At 71.9% G+C, this 14,761-nt stretch carries 14 protein-coding genes; 6 read left to right on the forward strand and 8 right to left on the reverse strand.

Annotated features, from left to right (window positions below):
• Positions 1 to 199, forward strand: a 199-nt coding sequence (locus tag FH608_RS19355; protein WP_139631961.1) for a DUF742 domain-containing protein, incomplete at its 5' end; no start/stop codon positions are given.
• On the opposite strand, the gene FH608_RS19360 is transcribed toward FH608_RS19355, so the two are convergent.
• Positions 186 to 1,583 carry an MFS transporter gene (locus FH608_RS19360; protein ID WP_139631962.1) on the reverse strand — a complete coding sequence of 466 codons (1,398 nt, stop codon included), beginning with the start codon at positions 1,581 to 1,583 and terminating at the stop codon, positions 186 to 188. The two genes, FH608_RS19355 and FH608_RS19360, sit on opposite strands and share 14 nt — an antisense overlap.
• A 74-nt stretch (positions 1,584 to 1,657) precedes the next feature.
• On the opposite strand from FH608_RS19360, the gene FH608_RS19365 reads away from it, so the two are divergent.
• Complete coding sequence (locus FH608_RS19365) at positions 1,658 to 2,119, forward strand: MarR family winged helix-turn-helix transcriptional regulator (protein WP_139631963.1); 462 nt, start codon at positions 1,658 to 1,660, stop codon at positions 2,117 to 2,119.
• Here FH608_RS19365 and FH608_RS19370 read toward each other — a convergent pair.
• From FH608_RS19370 to FH608_RS19400, 7 genes are read right to left on the reverse strand one after another with little or no spacing between them, the layout of a single operon-like run.
• Positions 2,112 to 2,975, reverse strand: coding sequence for an ABC transporter ATP-binding protein (locus FH608_RS19370; protein ID WP_226899751.1), 864 nt, complete (start codon positions 2,973 to 2,975; stop codon positions 2,112 to 2,114). The genes FH608_RS19365 and FH608_RS19370 overlap by 8 nt on opposite strands.
• Before the next feature lie 2 nt (positions 2,976 to 2,977).
• Positions 2,978 to 3,736, reverse strand: a complete 759-nt coding sequence (locus tag FH608_RS19375) for an ATP-binding cassette domain-containing protein (RefSeq protein WP_139631965.1) — start codon at positions 3,734 to 3,736, stop codon at positions 2,978 to 2,980.
• Positions 3,733 to 4,647 carry an ABC transporter permease gene (locus FH608_RS19380; protein WP_139631966.1) on the reverse strand — a complete coding sequence of 305 codons (915 nt, stop codon included), beginning with the start codon at positions 4,645 to 4,647 and terminating at the stop codon, positions 3,733 to 3,735. The genes FH608_RS19375 and FH608_RS19380 overlap by 4 nt, the downstream gene beginning before the upstream one ends.
• Positions 4,644 to 5,660 (reverse strand): ABC transporter permease, encoded by a 1,017-nt coding sequence (locus FH608_RS19385; RefSeq protein WP_139631967.1) that lies wholly within the window; start codon positions 5,658 to 5,660, stop codon positions 4,644 to 4,646. Before FH608_RS19385 ends, FH608_RS19380 begins: the two co-directional genes overlap by 4 nt.
• A gap of 3 nt (positions 5,661 to 5,663) precedes the next feature.
• Positions 5,664 to 7,283, reverse strand: coding sequence for an ABC transporter substrate-binding protein (locus FH608_RS19390; RefSeq protein ID WP_139631968.1), 1,620 nt, complete (start codon positions 7,281 to 7,283; stop codon positions 5,664 to 5,666).
• A 23-nt stretch (positions 7,284 to 7,306) separates the two neighbouring features.
• Positions 7,307 to 8,884: a hydantoinase/oxoprolinase family protein gene (locus FH608_RS19395; RefSeq protein ID WP_226899698.1), complete on the reverse strand. Its 1,578-nt coding sequence runs from the start codon at positions 8,882 to 8,884 to the stop codon at positions 7,307 to 7,309.
• Positions 8,877 to 9,974, reverse strand: a complete 1,098-nt coding sequence (locus tag FH608_RS19400; RefSeq protein ID WP_317135570.1) for a DUF917 domain-containing protein — start codon at positions 9,972 to 9,974, stop codon at positions 8,877 to 8,879. Before FH608_RS19400 ends, FH608_RS19395 begins: the two co-directional genes overlap by 8 nt.
• Before the next feature lie 59 nt (positions 9,975 to 10,033).
• Between FH608_RS19400 and FH608_RS19405 the strand changes: the two genes are divergently transcribed.
• From FH608_RS19405 to FH608_RS19420, 4 genes are all read left to right on the forward strand, one after another.
• Positions 10,034 to 10,468 carry an RpiB/LacA/LacB family sugar-phosphate isomerase gene (locus tag FH608_RS19405; protein ID WP_139631970.1) on the forward strand — a complete coding sequence of 145 codons (435 nt, stop codon included), beginning with the start codon at positions 10,034 to 10,036 and terminating at the stop codon, positions 10,466 to 10,468.
• 15 nt (positions 10,469 to 10,483) lie between these two features.
• Positions 10,484 to 10,711, forward strand: a complete 228-nt coding sequence (locus FH608_RS19410) for a hypothetical protein (protein ID WP_139631971.1) — start codon at positions 10,484 to 10,486, stop codon at positions 10,709 to 10,711.
• 182 nt (positions 10,712 to 10,893) lie between these two features.
• The gene (locus FH608_RS19415; protein WP_139631972.1) at positions 10,894 to 12,057 is read left to right on the forward strand and encodes an amidohydrolase; all 1,164 of its coding nucleotides are present in this window, start codon (positions 10,894 to 10,896) and stop codon (positions 12,055 to 12,057) included.
• A 27-nt stretch (positions 12,058 to 12,084) separates the two neighbouring features.
• Entirely contained in the window at positions 12,085 to 14,649 is a 2,565-nt protein-coding gene (locus tag FH608_RS19420) for a Tex family protein (RefSeq protein ID WP_139631973.1), read from the forward strand.
• Positions 14,650 to 14,761: the final 112 nt, after the last annotated feature.

Below are 14,761 nucleotides of genomic sequence, written 5' to 3' on the forward strand. Positions count from 1 at the left end.
ACATCTGATCATCCTGCAGAAGTGCACCAGGCCCACCAGGCTCGTGGACGTGGCGGCCGAGCTGGGCCTGCCCATCGGCGTGGTCAGGGTCCTGGTCGGAGACCTGCACGCGCAGCAGCTCGTGCAGGTCGAGCACCCGCCACCCGCACCCGACGCGAAGGTGCTGCTGGAGGTCATCAGCGGGCTCAAGGCACTGTGACCGCCCTGCGGTTGAGCCGCCCGTACACGGCCGCGAACGCCGCGGCCACGGCGCCGGCCAGGGCGGCCACCGCGAACACCAGCTGGTAGCCCGCCATGCCGGGCTGGGCGGCGAGGATGGCGGCGATGGCCGCGCCCGCCGTGCTGCCGCCCACGATGCGGACGAGGGCGTTCACGCCCGCCGCGAGCGCCGTCTTGCCGGGGTCGACGTGCTCGACGGCCATGGTGCCCAGCGCCGCGTAGCCGACGCCGAGGCCGATGCCCATCAGCGAGGTCGCCACGTACACGTGGGCCGGGCTGTCGTGCTGGACCACCAGCCAGAGGCCGGACAGCCCGGTGATCGCCGAGCCCGCCGCCACCATGGACGAGGCCGCGAATCGGCGCATGATCCGGCCGGCGAACAGGGAGATCACCAGCATGAACAGGGTGCTCGGCAGCAGGTAGAGCCCGACCTCCAGGGTGGTCGCGCCGAAACCGTAGCCGGTCCGCTCCGGCACCTGGGCGAAGCTGGAGATGCCGGTCATCAGGGTGAAGAACGTGAACCCGAGCAGCATCGAGGCCACGGTGGCGCCGATCGTGCCCCGGTGCACCAGCATCGCCATCTCGACCAGCGGCTCGGCGACCCTGCGCTCGACCAGCACCCAGGCGGCCGCCAGGGCCACCGCGGCGGCGAACAGGCCGAGCACGCCCGGCGAGGTCCAGCCCCACGAGCCGCCCTCGCTGACGGCCAGCAGGAGCGCCACGAGCCAGGCTGCCAGCAGGGCCGCGCCGATCAGGTCGGGGCGGCCCCTGCCGGCCGGGGCATCGTCGCGTACGAGGAAGGCCACGATCACGAGCGCCACCAGCGAGATGCCGCCGGTGATCCAGAAGACCAGGTGGAAGTCGCCGGACGCGAGCCCGGCCAGGATCATCCCGCCACCGCTGCCGAAGCCCATCGTCGCGCTGATCACCCCGATGCCGGTCGCCAGCTGGTCCCTGGGCAGCAGGCCGCGCGCCACCCCGATGGACAGCGGCACCAGCGCGGACACCGCTCCCTGCAGCACCCTCGCCACGATCAACCAGGTCAGCGAGGTCGCCAGCGCCGCCATGACCGAGCCGACCACCAGGAGGGCCAGGGCGCCGAGGATCATGGGGCGCCTGCCGTACATGTCGCCGAAGCGGGCCAGCAACGGCGTGGCGACCGCCGCCACCAGCAGGCTCAGCGTGAGCGTCCAGGTGACGGCGGAGAGCGAGGCGTGCAGCTCGCGCTGGAGCACGGGAAGCAAGGGGACCACCGCGGTGTTCTGCAAGGCGGCGATGGATGCGGCGAAGGCCAGGGAGATCACCGCGGGCCAGGGGTTTCGAGTGGACGTCTCGCGTGGTGCGGACGCGACCACTGTCGCCATGACGGCTCCTTTAGATAACTTGGGTAAGTAAACGAGTCACGATGATACATACTTAAGTTAGGTAAGCAAATCGGATGGACGAAGATCTCCAGAGGACGGTTGTGGCGTTCCGCAGGCTGGTGACCACGCTCAACCGCGCCAAGACGCACGATCGGCTCACCGAGGCCGCGGGCGTCCGGCTCGACCGGCCGGACGTGCAGATCCTCGTCCATCTGCTGGACGCGGGCGAGCCGCGCAGGATCGGCGCGATCGCCGAAGGCCTGCAGGTGGAGAGCCCTCACGTCACCAGGCACGTCACCTCGCTGGAGCAGCGCGACCTGGTCCGGCGCGTACGCGACCCCGATGACGGCAGGGCCTGGCGGGTCACGCTCACCGAGGAGGGGGCCGAGGTCGCGGGCCGGTGCCGGCGGGTCACCACCGACTGGTTCGAGGGCGCGCTCGCCGAGTGGTCCGAAGAGGATCGAGCGGACCTGTCCAGGTTGATGGCGAAGCTGTCCGACGACCTCTGCTCACACCTTCAGCCCCTCGTCAGGTGAGGACCTCCTCCGCCCGATGGCAGGCGGCCTGACGGCCGCCCAGGTCCCGGAGCGCGGGCGGGCGCTCGCACTCCGGCGCGGCCAGCGGGCAGCGCAGCCTGTACGGGCACCCGCTCGGCGCCGGCACGGCCTCGGTCCTGCCCCTGGCCTCGGGCGGGGCGCCGCCCAGCCTCGGCACGGCGTCGCGCAGGGCCTTCGTGTACGGGTGGGCCGGCGCGGCGAGCAGGTCGGCCGTGGGGCCCGACTCCACCACGCGGCCCGCGAAGAGCACGTGCGAGGTGCGGCAGAGCCGCTCCACGACGGCGAGGTTGTGGGTGATGAGCAGGCGCTCGGTGTCGAGGGAGGCCAGCAGGTCGAGGATCCTGGCCTGGACGGTGACGTCGAGCGCGCTGGTCGGCTCGTCCAGGATGAGCAGGCGGGGGCCGACGGCCAGGGCCCTGGCGATGACGACGCGCTGGCGCTGGCCGCCGGAGAGCTGGTGCGGCCTGCGGGCGGCCAGGTCCGGGTCCAGGCCGACCTGTTCCAGCAGCTCCCCCACTCGTGATCGGGCGCTTCTGGGCAGCCCTTCCGCGATGGAGGTGCCGATGCGCATCCTGGGGTCGAGGGCCTCGGCCTGGAAGACGGGCTGGACGTCCTTCCGGAACTTCCTCAGGTCCGCCTTTTTCAGGGTTTGGTCGCCGTACCAGATATTTCCGGACATGGGGGTGAGGAGGCCCAGGAACGCGCGTGCCAGCGTCGTCTTGCCCGAGCCGCTCTCCCCGATCAGTCCGACACCGCCCTCGGTGATGTCCAGGGTCACGTCGTGCACGACCGCGCGCCGGCCGTACCCGAGCGTCACCCGCTCGGCCCTGAGCATGGTCACGGCAGCGCCTCCAGCAGCTCGCGCGTGTACGGATGGGACGGCTCGGCCAGCACCCGAGCGGCCGGCCCCGACTCCACCACCGCGCCGTCCTTCATGACCAGCACCCGGTCGGCGATCGTCGAGACCAGGGCCAGGTCATGGGAGACCAGCAGCAGCGCGAGACCGCGCTCCTCGCGCAGCCCGCGCAGCACGGCGACCACCTCGGCCTGCACGGTCACGTCGAGCGCGCTCGTGGGCTCGTCGGCCAGGATCACCTCGGCGCCCAGGGCGATGGCCAGCGCGATGGCGAAGCGCTGCGCCTGGCCGCCGGAGATCTCGTGGGGGTAGCGGCGGAGGATTTCACGGTCGAGCATGACCGCCTCCACGGCCCTGTCCATGATCTCGTCCGGCGTCCCCCCGGCTGATGGGGCGGTGCCGACGCCGTGGAGTTTGAGCGCCCGGCGCATCAGGACGCCGAGGCGGGTGGCGGGGCTGAGGGCGGCCTGGGGTGACTGCATGACGAGAGCCGCCCTGGCGCCCCTGATCTCGCGGAGGCGGCGCGGCGAGGCGGTCAGGACGTCCACCCCGCACACCCGTACATGTCCTGAAATTTCGGCATCTTGGGTGAGGCCGAGCAGGGAGAGCAGCGTGGTCGACTTGCCCGAACCGCTCTCCCCCACGATCGCGACGCACTCCCCCTCCCCCACGTCCAGCTCGGGCACGTCGGCCACGACCCGCGCGCCGTAGCGCACCTTGAGATCACGCACCTCGATCACTTGACCACCCTCGCGGCCGCTTCTGCACTCGCCGGCTCCGCCCTCTCCCGCCGAGCTCCTCCACTGCGGTGGTCGAGCGCGTTGCGCAGCCCCTCGCCCAGCACGTTGAACGCGAACGCCGTCACCATGATCGCCAGGCCGGGGAACATGGCCACCCACCAGTTCGTGGTGAAGAGCGTCTGCCCCTCCTGCACCATCAGCCCCCACTCCGCCGTCGGCTCCTGCGCCCCCAGCCCGAGGTACGACAGCGCCGCCGAGATCAGGAGCACGCCGCCCGCGTCCAGGGAGAGCTGGACCAGGACGGGGGTGAGGGAGTTCGGGAGCACGTGCCGCAGCACGATCCGCGGCGCCGGCACGCCCAGGCAGCGGGCGGCGTCCACGTAACCGCGGGTGGCGATCGAGGCGGCCGAGGCGGCGGCGAGCCGGGCGTACCAGGGCCACCACGTCACCGCGAGGGCCAGGATCACGGTGTTCACGCTGGGCTGCAGCACCATGGCCAGGGCGAGTGAGAGCAGCAGCGCGGGGAAGGCCAGGAACACGTCCGTGATCCGCATGATCACGTCCCTGACCCAGCCGCCGGCGTACCCGGCGACCACGCCGAGCGTGACCCCGACCGCCGACGACGCGGCGAGGACCGCGACCGCGATGAACAGCGAGGTGCGCCCGCCGTACAGGACCCTCGTGAGGACGTCGCGGCCGACCTGGTCGGTCCCGAACCAGTGCGCGCCGCTCGGCGGCCGCACCGCCTCCACCGGGTTGAGCTGGTCCGCCGGGTACGGGGCCAGCCACGGCGCGAAGATCGCGGCCAGGACGATGAGCACGATGAGGACCGCGCCGAGCGCGGCGAACCGGTCGGGGATCCTGGGCAGGGTGCGGCGCAGGCGGACCTCTGCCGGGGCTGCTTCGGTCATCGTGCCCTCGTTCGCGGGTCGACGAAGCCCTGGAGGATGTCCACGACCAGGTTGGCCAGCACGTACATCACGGCCACCAGCAGCGTGACGCCCGCGATGGCCGGGGTGTCCAGGGAGCGGATGGAGTCGGCGGCGTAACGGCCGAGGCCCGGCCAGTTGAAGATGGCCTCGACCAGGAAGCCGTTGACGAGGGAGTAGGCGAAGACCAGGGCGATCAGCGACAGGACCGGGTTGAGCGCGGGTCTCAGGGCGAACCTGGTCAGGATGGACGTCTCGCCGAAGCCGAGCGCGCGTTCCAGCCTGGTGTGGTCCTGGCCGCCCTCCTCGATGAGCGCGGCCCTGGTCATCTGGGCGATCACGCCCGTCGGGTACGCGGCCACGACCAGCGCGGGCAGCACCAGGTGGTGGAGGGTGCTGGTGAAGATGGGCCAGTTGCCGGTGATGAGGGCGTCGACGATGGTGATGTTGGTCCAGAGGGTGAGCGGGCTGGTGGTGTCGAGCTCGCCGTCGTACTCGCCCGCGATCGGGAACCAGTCGAGGGTGCTGGCGAAGACCAGTTGCAGGGCCAGGGCCAGCCAGAAGACCGGGATGGAGACGGCCAGCACGCTGCCGAGCCGTACCCCGATATCCGGAAATTTCGTCTTGAAGCGGGCGGCGAGCACTCCGACCGGGATGCCCACGACGACCGCGATGACCAGAGCCGTACCGACCAGCTCCAGAGAGGCGGGGAACGCGAGGTAGAGGTCGTCGCGCACCGGTTGCTTGGTGTGCAGGCTGATGCCCCAGTCCCCGGAGAGCAGGTCGCGCACGTAGTCGAGCAGCTGCACGGGGATCGGGTCGTCGAGCCCGAACCGCCGGTGCGCGGCGGCCAGCTCCTCGGGCGTGGCCTTCGGCCCCGTGAACGCGACCGCCGGATCCCCCGGCACCAGCCGCATGATGACGAACGTGAGCACCACCACGCCGGCCACGACCAGGAGGGCCTGGCCGAGCCGGCGGATCAGGTAGCGCAGCATGGGTCAGCTTTTACGCTTGAGGTCGTAGAAGAAGACCACGTTGGGATAGGCGGGATTGTCCACGTATCCCTCGACGTCCGCCGTGAGGGCGCGGGAGTATTTCTGCACGTACGGCACCGCGACCGCCGCCTGCTCCTGGATGATCTCCTTCTGCAGGTCCTGGTAGGCCTGGTCGGCCTTGAGCTGGTCGGTGGCCGTGAGCTCCGGCAGCGAGTCGATCTGCGCGTCGATGCCGGAGTCCTTCAGGTACGACAGGTTGAACTGCGGCTCGTCCTCGCTCTTGAAGACGTTGAGGAACCAGGAGTAGGCATCCGGATAGTCCGGATACCAGTACATGACGAAGATGTCCTGACCCTGCTTCTTGCCCAGGTCCCACTGCGCGCCCCACGACATGGGCTTGGCCTGCAGCGTCACGTTCACGCCCTTGAGCGCCGAGCTGAGCAGCGTGACGAGCAGCTTCTGGTCCTCGTCGCCCTGGGCGTAGGTGAGCGTGAGCTTCAGCTCGGGGTTGTCGGGGCCGTACCCGGCCTCGGCCAGCAGCTCCTGCGCCTTGGGCAGGTCCTGCTTGGGCTCCATGCCGGAGACGTGGCCGAGCAGGCCCTCCGGCACCAGGCCGCTGGCCTTCTGGCCGGAGCCCTTCAGCGCCGCCACCAGGCCGTCGTAGTCGATCGCGTACTGCAGCGCCTGCCGGATCCTGGCGTCCTTCAGCGGGCCCTTGGCGGTGTTGAACAGGACCAGCAGGTTCTGGAACGACGGCGAGGAGGCCGTCTGGACGTCGGGGGTCGCCCCGGCCTGCTCGAAGAGCTGCGGGTTCAGGCGCTGGACGAAGTTGACCTCGCCCTTCTGCAGGAGCTGCCAGGCCGTGGTGATCTCCGGGGTGACGCGGAAGGCGACCTTCTTGTACTGCTCCGGCTTCCAGCCGCCCCAGTAGTCCTCGTACGCCTTCAGCGTGAGCTCGGTCTCCTTGCCCTTCTGCCAGGAGTCGATCGTGTACGGGCCGGTGCCCGCGTCCGACTTGCCGTCCTTGTCCACGGCGTCCACGTCGTAGATGTAGGCGGCGTAGGCGGAGGAGGCGACGAGGTCGAGCGGCGTGGGGTACTTGAGGGTGAACTTCAGCGTGGACGGGTCCACCGCCTCGATCGTCTTGACCGAGTCCCAGATGTAGGCCGCGCCGCCCTTCTTGTCGATGGTCCGCTCGATGGCCTTCTTGGCGGCCTCGGCGTCGAGCTTGGCACCGGAGTGGAACGTGACGTCCTGCCGCAGCTTGAACGTCCACTCCTTGCCGCCGTCCGCCGAGGTCCACTCGGTGGCGAGGCGCGGCACGGCCTTGCGCTCCTGCGAGTCGTACCTGGTCAGGCCCTCGTAGATGTTCTGCAGGGCGACGAGTTCGTTGGAGTAGGAGGTCGCCGGGTCCCAGTCGGTGACGACGTCCAGGTTGGGGGCGTAGACGAACGTGCTGTCGTTGGCCTGCGCGGCCGGCGTGGCCGCCGGCTGACCGCCGCTGCTCGCCGCCGGTTCCGGGGTCCCGCCGGCGCCCCGCACCTGGCCGCCCGCGCACGCGGATGCGGTCAGGGCCAAGGCACCGGTGACCCCGGCGACGAGCAGACGCTTGTGCCAGCGCATGGTGGGGGGATCCTTTCGATCTTTCACCGGGCGAGGGGTCCGGCTGCTTTGACGTGTATCCGCACGGCGGGCTCGGAGAGGTAGCTCAGCGGCACCTCGATGAGGTCCACGATCTCGACGCCGGAGGGATCGGCCCCCGCCGCCACGGCCCGCGCCGCCGCCTCCTCCTTGGCCCTTTCGATCGCATCTGTCCGGCTATCTCCCGTAGGCAAGATCGTATCCACTCTGCCGCTCGCGAGTGCGATGGCGGCGCCCACGGCGTTGGCGACCTCGGCGTGCTCGGGGCGGACGACCCGGCTCGCGCCGGGGATGTCGTCGGGTAGCAGGAAGGCCCCGCCACCCACCGCGACCAGGGGCCGGTCGGTCCTGCCGAGGGCCATCCGGTCCACCGCGTCGATGACCATCTCGTCCGCGACGGCCACCGCCCTCTTCAGGGTGCTCTCCGGCACGTCGCCCGCCTCGACGGCCGTTCGCAGGCGCTCGTGCCAACCGTCCGCCTCGCGCGGGCTCCGTCCCGCCGCCACGGCGGCGTCGGTCATCGTCGCCGTGGACCCGCCGAACACGAGCGCCTCCCCGGCGATGCGGTAGCCGACCGAGTCGGGGCCGACGCCGCCGCTCCGCACCACCGTCCCGCCGCCGAGCGCGATGGCCAGGATGTCGGGCATCCGGAAGTTGGTCAGCACCCCGCCGATCTCGACCGCCGCCGCCGACTCCCTCGGGAAGCCGCCGGCCAGCACGCCGAGGTCGGTGGACGTGCCGCCCACGTCCACCACGATCGCGTCCCGCACGCCTGACAGGTACGCGGCCCCGCGCAGGGAGTTGGCCGGGCCCGAGCCGATCGTGGAGACCGGCAGGCGCGCGGCGTGCTCCAGCGTCATGAGGGTGCCGTCGTTCTGCGCCAGGTACGGCCGGGCGCCCAGGCCCCGTTCGGCCAGCGCGGTGACCAGGGCCTCGGTCACGTGGGCGGCGACGCCGTACAGGGCGGCGTTGAGTACGGTGGCGTTCTCGCGTTCGAGCAGGCCGAGCGAGCCGATCTCGTGGCTCACCGAGACCGGCAGGCCGTACTCCGCCTTGACCAGCTCTTCCACGGCCCGCTCGTGCTCGCCGCTGGCGGGGCTGAACACGCTGGTGACGGCCACGGCGTCGGCCGCGGCCGCGTTCAGGGCGGCGTCCAGGAAGCGGCGTACGGCGTCGAGCCCGGGCGGGCCGATCTCGCGGCCGTCGACGTAGTGGCCTCCGGGCACGATCGCCTCGCCCGCCGAGACGGCCGCGCGCAGGTCGTCCGGCCAGCCCGACAGCGGGGGCACGGAGGTGGTGGCGGGCGCGCCGAGCCGGAGCACGGCGACGCGGCCGAGGTTCCTGCGCTCCAGGATCGCGTTGGTGGCGTGCGTGGTGCCGAGCATGACCCGTCCGACCCGGTCCTGTCCCTGGCCCAGCTCGGCGAGCACCGCGTCGAGCGCCGCCCGCAGGCCCTCGGTCACGTCAGGGGTGGTCGGGCGCTTGGCCTTGGCGACCACCCGGCCCTCGGCGTCGAGCGCGACCGCGTCGGTGTTCGTGCCGCCGACGTCGATGCCGATCCGCAGGTCCGGCAGGTCAGCCATGGGCGATCAGCTCCTCGACGGGTACGTAGTCCAGGTCGTAGCCGAAGGCCCGCGGCCCGGCCGTCTCCAGGCCCTTGGGGGTGCGCCAGAGCGGGTCGCACGGCCAGGCGAGCACCGTGACGCGCTGGCCGTACCTGAGGGCCTCGGTCTGGATGGCGGCGGCCGTCTCGGTGTCCACGACGGTGATGAGGTCGGGAACCATGGCCCGCACCCGGCCGTCCTCCAGGGCGACGAGGTTCTCGTTCTGCAGCTCCAGGGTGAGGCGGCGGCCCCGCTCGGCCCCGGTGCCCTCGATCGTGGCCGTCCCCCTGACGAAGCCGCCCGTGGTGCGCCGTTCCACGTCCGTCAGCTTGCCGGTGATCAGGCGGGCGGCGCCGAGCCGGTCCTGGAGCGCGCCGAGCGGGTCGGCCGCGCCCTCCGTGGCCCTGCCGACCTCGATCGCGCGGGTGACCGTACCCTCGATGACCGCGCCCCTGGCCCGTGCGGCGGTGAGGACGTAGTCGGCCATCAGCGCGGACGAGCCCGCCGCCACGCACACCGCGCGGGCGAGGCGCTCCGACCAGAGGCCGTCGATCGGGCGGATGGTCACCACGTTTCCCACGATGTCCGACATGATCACCAGGTCGGCCGGGAGCCCCGCCACGTACATGGACACCATCTGGACCTCGGGGAACGCCCGGCCCATGCCGTCGGCGTCGAGCAGCGGCAACCCGAGCTGGGCGGCCCAGGCGACGGGGATCACGCCGTTCGAGCCGCCGATCTCGGAGGACATGATCGCGCTGGGGGGCCGGCCGAAGAGGCGCTCGATCTCCTCGGCGATGCGCTTGGGCTCGTCGGCGCTGTGGATCATCTCGTGGCTGACCGTCGGGGCGCCGATGCCGGACAGCGGCACGATCAGCGCGTCGTCGGACAGGTCGTCCAGGTGGACCAGCGGCACCTCGCCGTGCTCGCGGATGGCCCCGATCGCCGCCAGGGAGCCCGTACGCACGTCACCGCCGCCTCCGGTGCCCAGAACGGCACAACCCCGGGCAAGAGCGGGTATATCGCTTACATCGATGCTCATATGGCGACTCAACCAAGCACATTTCATCCCGTCTCGCCACTCCAGGACCGCTGCTGGTACACCTGGAGATCGGAACGGGAGGTCGCATGCGGATATCGGTGGCCGCCGACAGCACGGACGGCGTGGCGGCACGGGTCGTGGCGGAGCTGCGCAGGAGAGGGCACGAGGTCGTGACGCACGGGGCCCTCAGCCCCGACGAGCGCGCCGACTGGGCGTGGGCCTGCGAGCTGGCCGCCCGCGACGTGAGCGAGGGCCGGGCCGACCAGGCGGTGGTCTGCTGCTGGACCGGCACGGGAGCGTCGATCGCCGCCAACAAGGTGCCCGGCGTCCGCGCGGCGCTGTGCGTCGACGCCTACACCGCCGACGGGGCACGGAAGTGGAACGACGCCAACGTGCTGGCGCTCAGCCTCCGGCTCACGTCCGACGTGGTGCTCGACGAGATCCTCGACGCCTGGCTGGAGGGACGGCCGAGCACCGACGCCGCCGACGTGGCGAACGTCTCCCATCTCGACGAGATCTGACTACCCTGTACGGCCATGCCGAATTTACACTGCACGCACTGCGGCCAGGAGGGGTTGGAGATCGGGTTCATCATGGAGACGGGCCCGAGTTCCTCGGGGTTCGCCAGGTGGGTCGAGGGCGCGCTGGAGCGCGGGACCTTCTTCGGGGGTGCCAAGCTGGTGGGCCGGCCGAAGTGGCAAATCGACGCCTATCGCTGCCGACACTGCTACCACCTGGAGCTTTTCGCGGGCCGCCCGGCGTAGCCCCCTTCCCCAAGGCCCCCGCACCTTTCACGGGGCTTGTTACGGGCATGTGCCTTTCGCGGGGCTTGTCGCGGGCATGCGCCTTTCGCCGGGCCGCGCGCGTAACGCGTCGCCTCGGGTGAGCACGACCCATCCTCGCCGGTCAGCGGAAAACGTCGGTGCCGCCGTTTAGGGTGCTTGCCATGACCGACGTGCTGCTCCGCGGCGGGCTCCCCTGGGGGCTCGACGCCCCCGCCGACCTCCTGGTCCGCGACGGGCGGATCCACCTCGTCCGCCAGGGCATCGACGCGCCCGGCGCCCAGGTCGTCGACATCGCGGGGCAGCTCGTGCTGCCCGGCCTCGTCGAGGCGCACTGCCACCTCGACAAGACCCTCTACGGCGGCCCCTGGGTGCCCCATTCGGCCGACGACACGCTGGCCGGGCGCATCGGCAACGACCTCGGTCGCCGCGCGGAGCTGGGCGTGCCGAGCCCCGAGCGGATCCGCGCGCTGCTGGAGCGCATGAGCGCGGCGGGCACGTCCCACGTCCGCACCCACACCGACATCGACCCCGAGGTGGGGTTGCGCGGCGTGGAGGCCGTGCTCGAAGCCGCCGCGGCCGTCCCCGTCGAGGTGCGCCAGGTGGCCTTCCCCCAGCACGGCGTCCTGATCAATCCCGGCACGGCCGAGCTGCTCGAAGAGGCGCTGAAGGGCGGCGTGGAGGCGGTCGGCGGTCTCGACCCGGCGGGCATCGACCGCGACCCCGTACGCCACCTCGACCTGGTCTTCGGCCTGGCCGAGCGCTACGACGCCCATCTCGACCTGCACCTGCACGACGGCGGCACGTTAGGCGGGTGGGAGCTCGAGCTGATCACCGAGCGCACCAGGGCGCTGGGGCTGGGCGGCCGGGTGACAGTAAGCCACGCCTACGCGCTGGGCCAGCTCGACGACACCCACCAGGGCCGCCTGATCGAGGGCTTCGCCGAGGCGGGCGTCGCCATCGCGACAGCGGCCGTCTACAGCTTCCCCGTGCCGCCGATCAAGCGGCTGCGGGCGGCCGGGGTCACGGTCGCCTGCGGCCACGACGGCATCCGCGACCTGTGGGGCCCCTACGGCAGCGGCGACATGCTGGAGCGGGCGATGCACGTCGCCTACCGCAGCACGTTCCGCAGGGATGAGGACATCGAGCTGGCGCTGGAGGCCGCCACCTACGGCGGGGCCCGCGCGCTCGGGCTGGAGTCGTACGGCCTGTCCCCGGGCGACCGGGCCGACCTGGTCGTCGTGCCGTGCGGCGGCGCGGCGGAGGCGGTGGTCGTTCACCCTTCGCGGACTCTGGTCATGAAAGACGGCGTCGTCCTGCACAATTGACCGGCGGGACCATCGAAAGGCAGGCAAGTGCTCTCTATTCACCAGCGGATCGCGGCGGAGCTCGGGGTGCGCGACGGCCAGGTGCAGGCGGCGGTCGAGCTGCTCGACGGCGGCGCGACCGTGCCGTTCATCGCGCGATACCGCAAGGAGGCCACCGGCGCCCTCGACGACGCGCAGCTGCGCACGCTCGAAGAGCGCCTGCGCTACCTGCGCGAGCTGGAGGAGCGCAGGGCGGCGATCCTCGAGTCGATCGAGTCTCAGGGCAAGCTCGACGACGAGCTGCGCGAGCAGATCATGGCGGCCGAGACCAAGGCCAGGCTCGAGGACATCTACCTGCCCTACAAGCCCAAGCGGCGCACCAAGGCGCAGATCGCCCGCGAGCTCGGTCTGGAGCCGCTGGCCGACCAGCTGCTCGCCGACCCGACGCTCGACCCCGCCGCCACGGCCGAGGGCTTCGTCACCGAGGGCGTGGCCGACGCGGGCGCCGCGCTCGAGGGCGCCAGGGCGATCCTCATCGAGCGGTTCGCCGAAGACGCCGACCTGATCGGCGGGCTGCGCGAGCAGCTGTGGAACCGCGGGCGGCTGGTGTCGAAGGTCCGCGAGGGCAAGGAGGAGGCGGGGGCCAAGTTCTCCGACTACTTCGAGTTCGGCGAGCCGTTCACGAAGCTGCCCTCGCACCGGATCCTCGCGATGTTCAGGGGCGAGAAGGAGGAGGTGCTGTCGGTCACGCTGGAGCCCGACGACAGCCCCGACTACGAGCTGCGCGTCGCCTCCCGCTTCGGCATCTCCGACCAGGGCCGCCCGGCCGACAAGTGGCTGGCCGAGACCGTGCGCTGGGCCTGGCGCACCCGCATCCTCGTGCATCTCGGCATCGACCTGCGGATGCGGCTCTGGCAGGCGGCCGAGGACGAGGCGGTGCGGGTGTTCGCGGCCAACCTGCGCGACCTGCTGCTCGCCGCGCCCGCCGGCAGCCGTCCCACCATGGGCCTCGACCCGGGCCTGCGCACGGGCGTGAAGGTCGCCGTGGTCGACGCCACGGGCAAGGTCGTCGAGACCGCGACGATCTATCCCCACGAGCCCAAGCGGCAGTGGGACCAGTCGCTGGCCGTCCTCGGCGCGCTCGCACAGCGCCACGGGGTCGAGCTGATCGCCATCGGCAACGGCACCGCCTCGCGCGAGACCGACCGGCTGGCCGCCGAGCTGGTCAAGCACATGCCGTCGATCACCAAGATCGTCGTCTCGGAGGCCGGGGCGTCCGTCTACTCCGCGTCGCCGTACGCGTCGCAGGAGCTGCCCGAGCTCGACGTGTCCCTGCGCGGCGCCGTGTCCATCGCCCGCAGGCTCCAGGACCCGCTGGCCGAGCTCGTCAAGATCGACCCCAAGTCGATCGGCGTCGGCCAATACCAGCACGACCTGGCCGAGTCCAAGCTGTCCCGCTCGCTCGACGCGGTGGTCGAAGACTGCGTCAACGCCGTCGGGGTCGACGTCAACACCGCGTCGGCGCCGCTGCTCACCCGCGTGTCCGGCATCGGCTCCACGCTGGCCGAGAGCATCGTCCGCCACCGCGACGCCAACGGCCCCTTCCGGACACGGGGCGCGCTCAAGAGCGTCCCCCGGCTGGGTCCCAAGGCGTTCGAGCAGTGCGCGGGCTTCCTGCGCATCCGCGGGGGCGACGACCCGCTCGACGTGTCGAGCGTGCACCCGGAGGCCTACCCGGTGGTCCGCCGCATCCTCACGGCGGCCAAGGCCGACCTCAAGTCCCTGATCGGCAACACCGCGGCGCTGCGCGCCATGAAGCCGGAGGCCTTCACGGACGACACCTTCGGCCTGCCGACGGTCACCGACATCCTGCGGGAGCTGGAGAAGCCCGGCCGCGACCCGCGGCCCGCCTTCAAGACCGCCACCTTCAAGGAGGGGGTCGAGAAGATCTCCGACCTGAGCTCGGGCATGATCCTGGAGGGCGTGGTCACCAACGTGGCCGCCTTCGGTGCCTTCGTGGACGTCGGCGTCCACCAGGACGGCCTGGTCCACGTCTCGGCCATGTCCCGCAATTTCGTGAAGGATCCGCGCGACGTGGTCAAGCCGGGCGACATCGTCCGCGTCAAGGTCCTCGACGTCGACATCCCCCGCAAGCGCATCTCCCTGACCCTGCGCCTGGAGGACGAGACGACGGCCCGCACGCAGGGCGACGGCCCCCGGAGGGGCGCGGGCCGAGGCGACGGCCCTCGCGGCGACGGGTCCGGCAACGGCCCTCGCACCTCCGGCCGCCGCAACGGCGACGGGCGCGGCGGCGACACCCGCAGTGGCGAGGGCGGGCGCGGCGGCGAGGGCCGGCGCGGAGACGGCGGCCCGGGCGGCAACGGCCGAGGCGACGGCAACAGCCGGGGCGGCAACGGCGGTCGCGGCGGCGAGGGCCGAGGTGACGGCGGCCGCGGCGGCTACGGTCGCGGGGGCGACGGAGGCAGGGGCGGCGACGGCGGCCAGCGCGGCCGGGGCGACGGCCAGCGCGGCGGGCGCCGCCAGGACCGCCCGGCACCCACGGGCGCCATGGCCGAAGCCCTCCGCAAGGCGGGCCTGACCGGCAACAACTAGCCCCGCAACGGCCCCGTTCATCGCGGGGAGCCTTGTCGGCGCACGCTCACACGATGTGCTGGCCGCGTGACCCACCCACGCGGCCACCGCACCACCCGGGGTGCGCGCCGCA

It is taken from the genome of Nonomuraea phyllanthi, from assembly GCF_006334985.2.
GTDB lineage: Bacteria > Actinomycetota > Actinomycetes > Streptosporangiales > Streptosporangiaceae > Nonomuraea > Nonomuraea phyllanthi.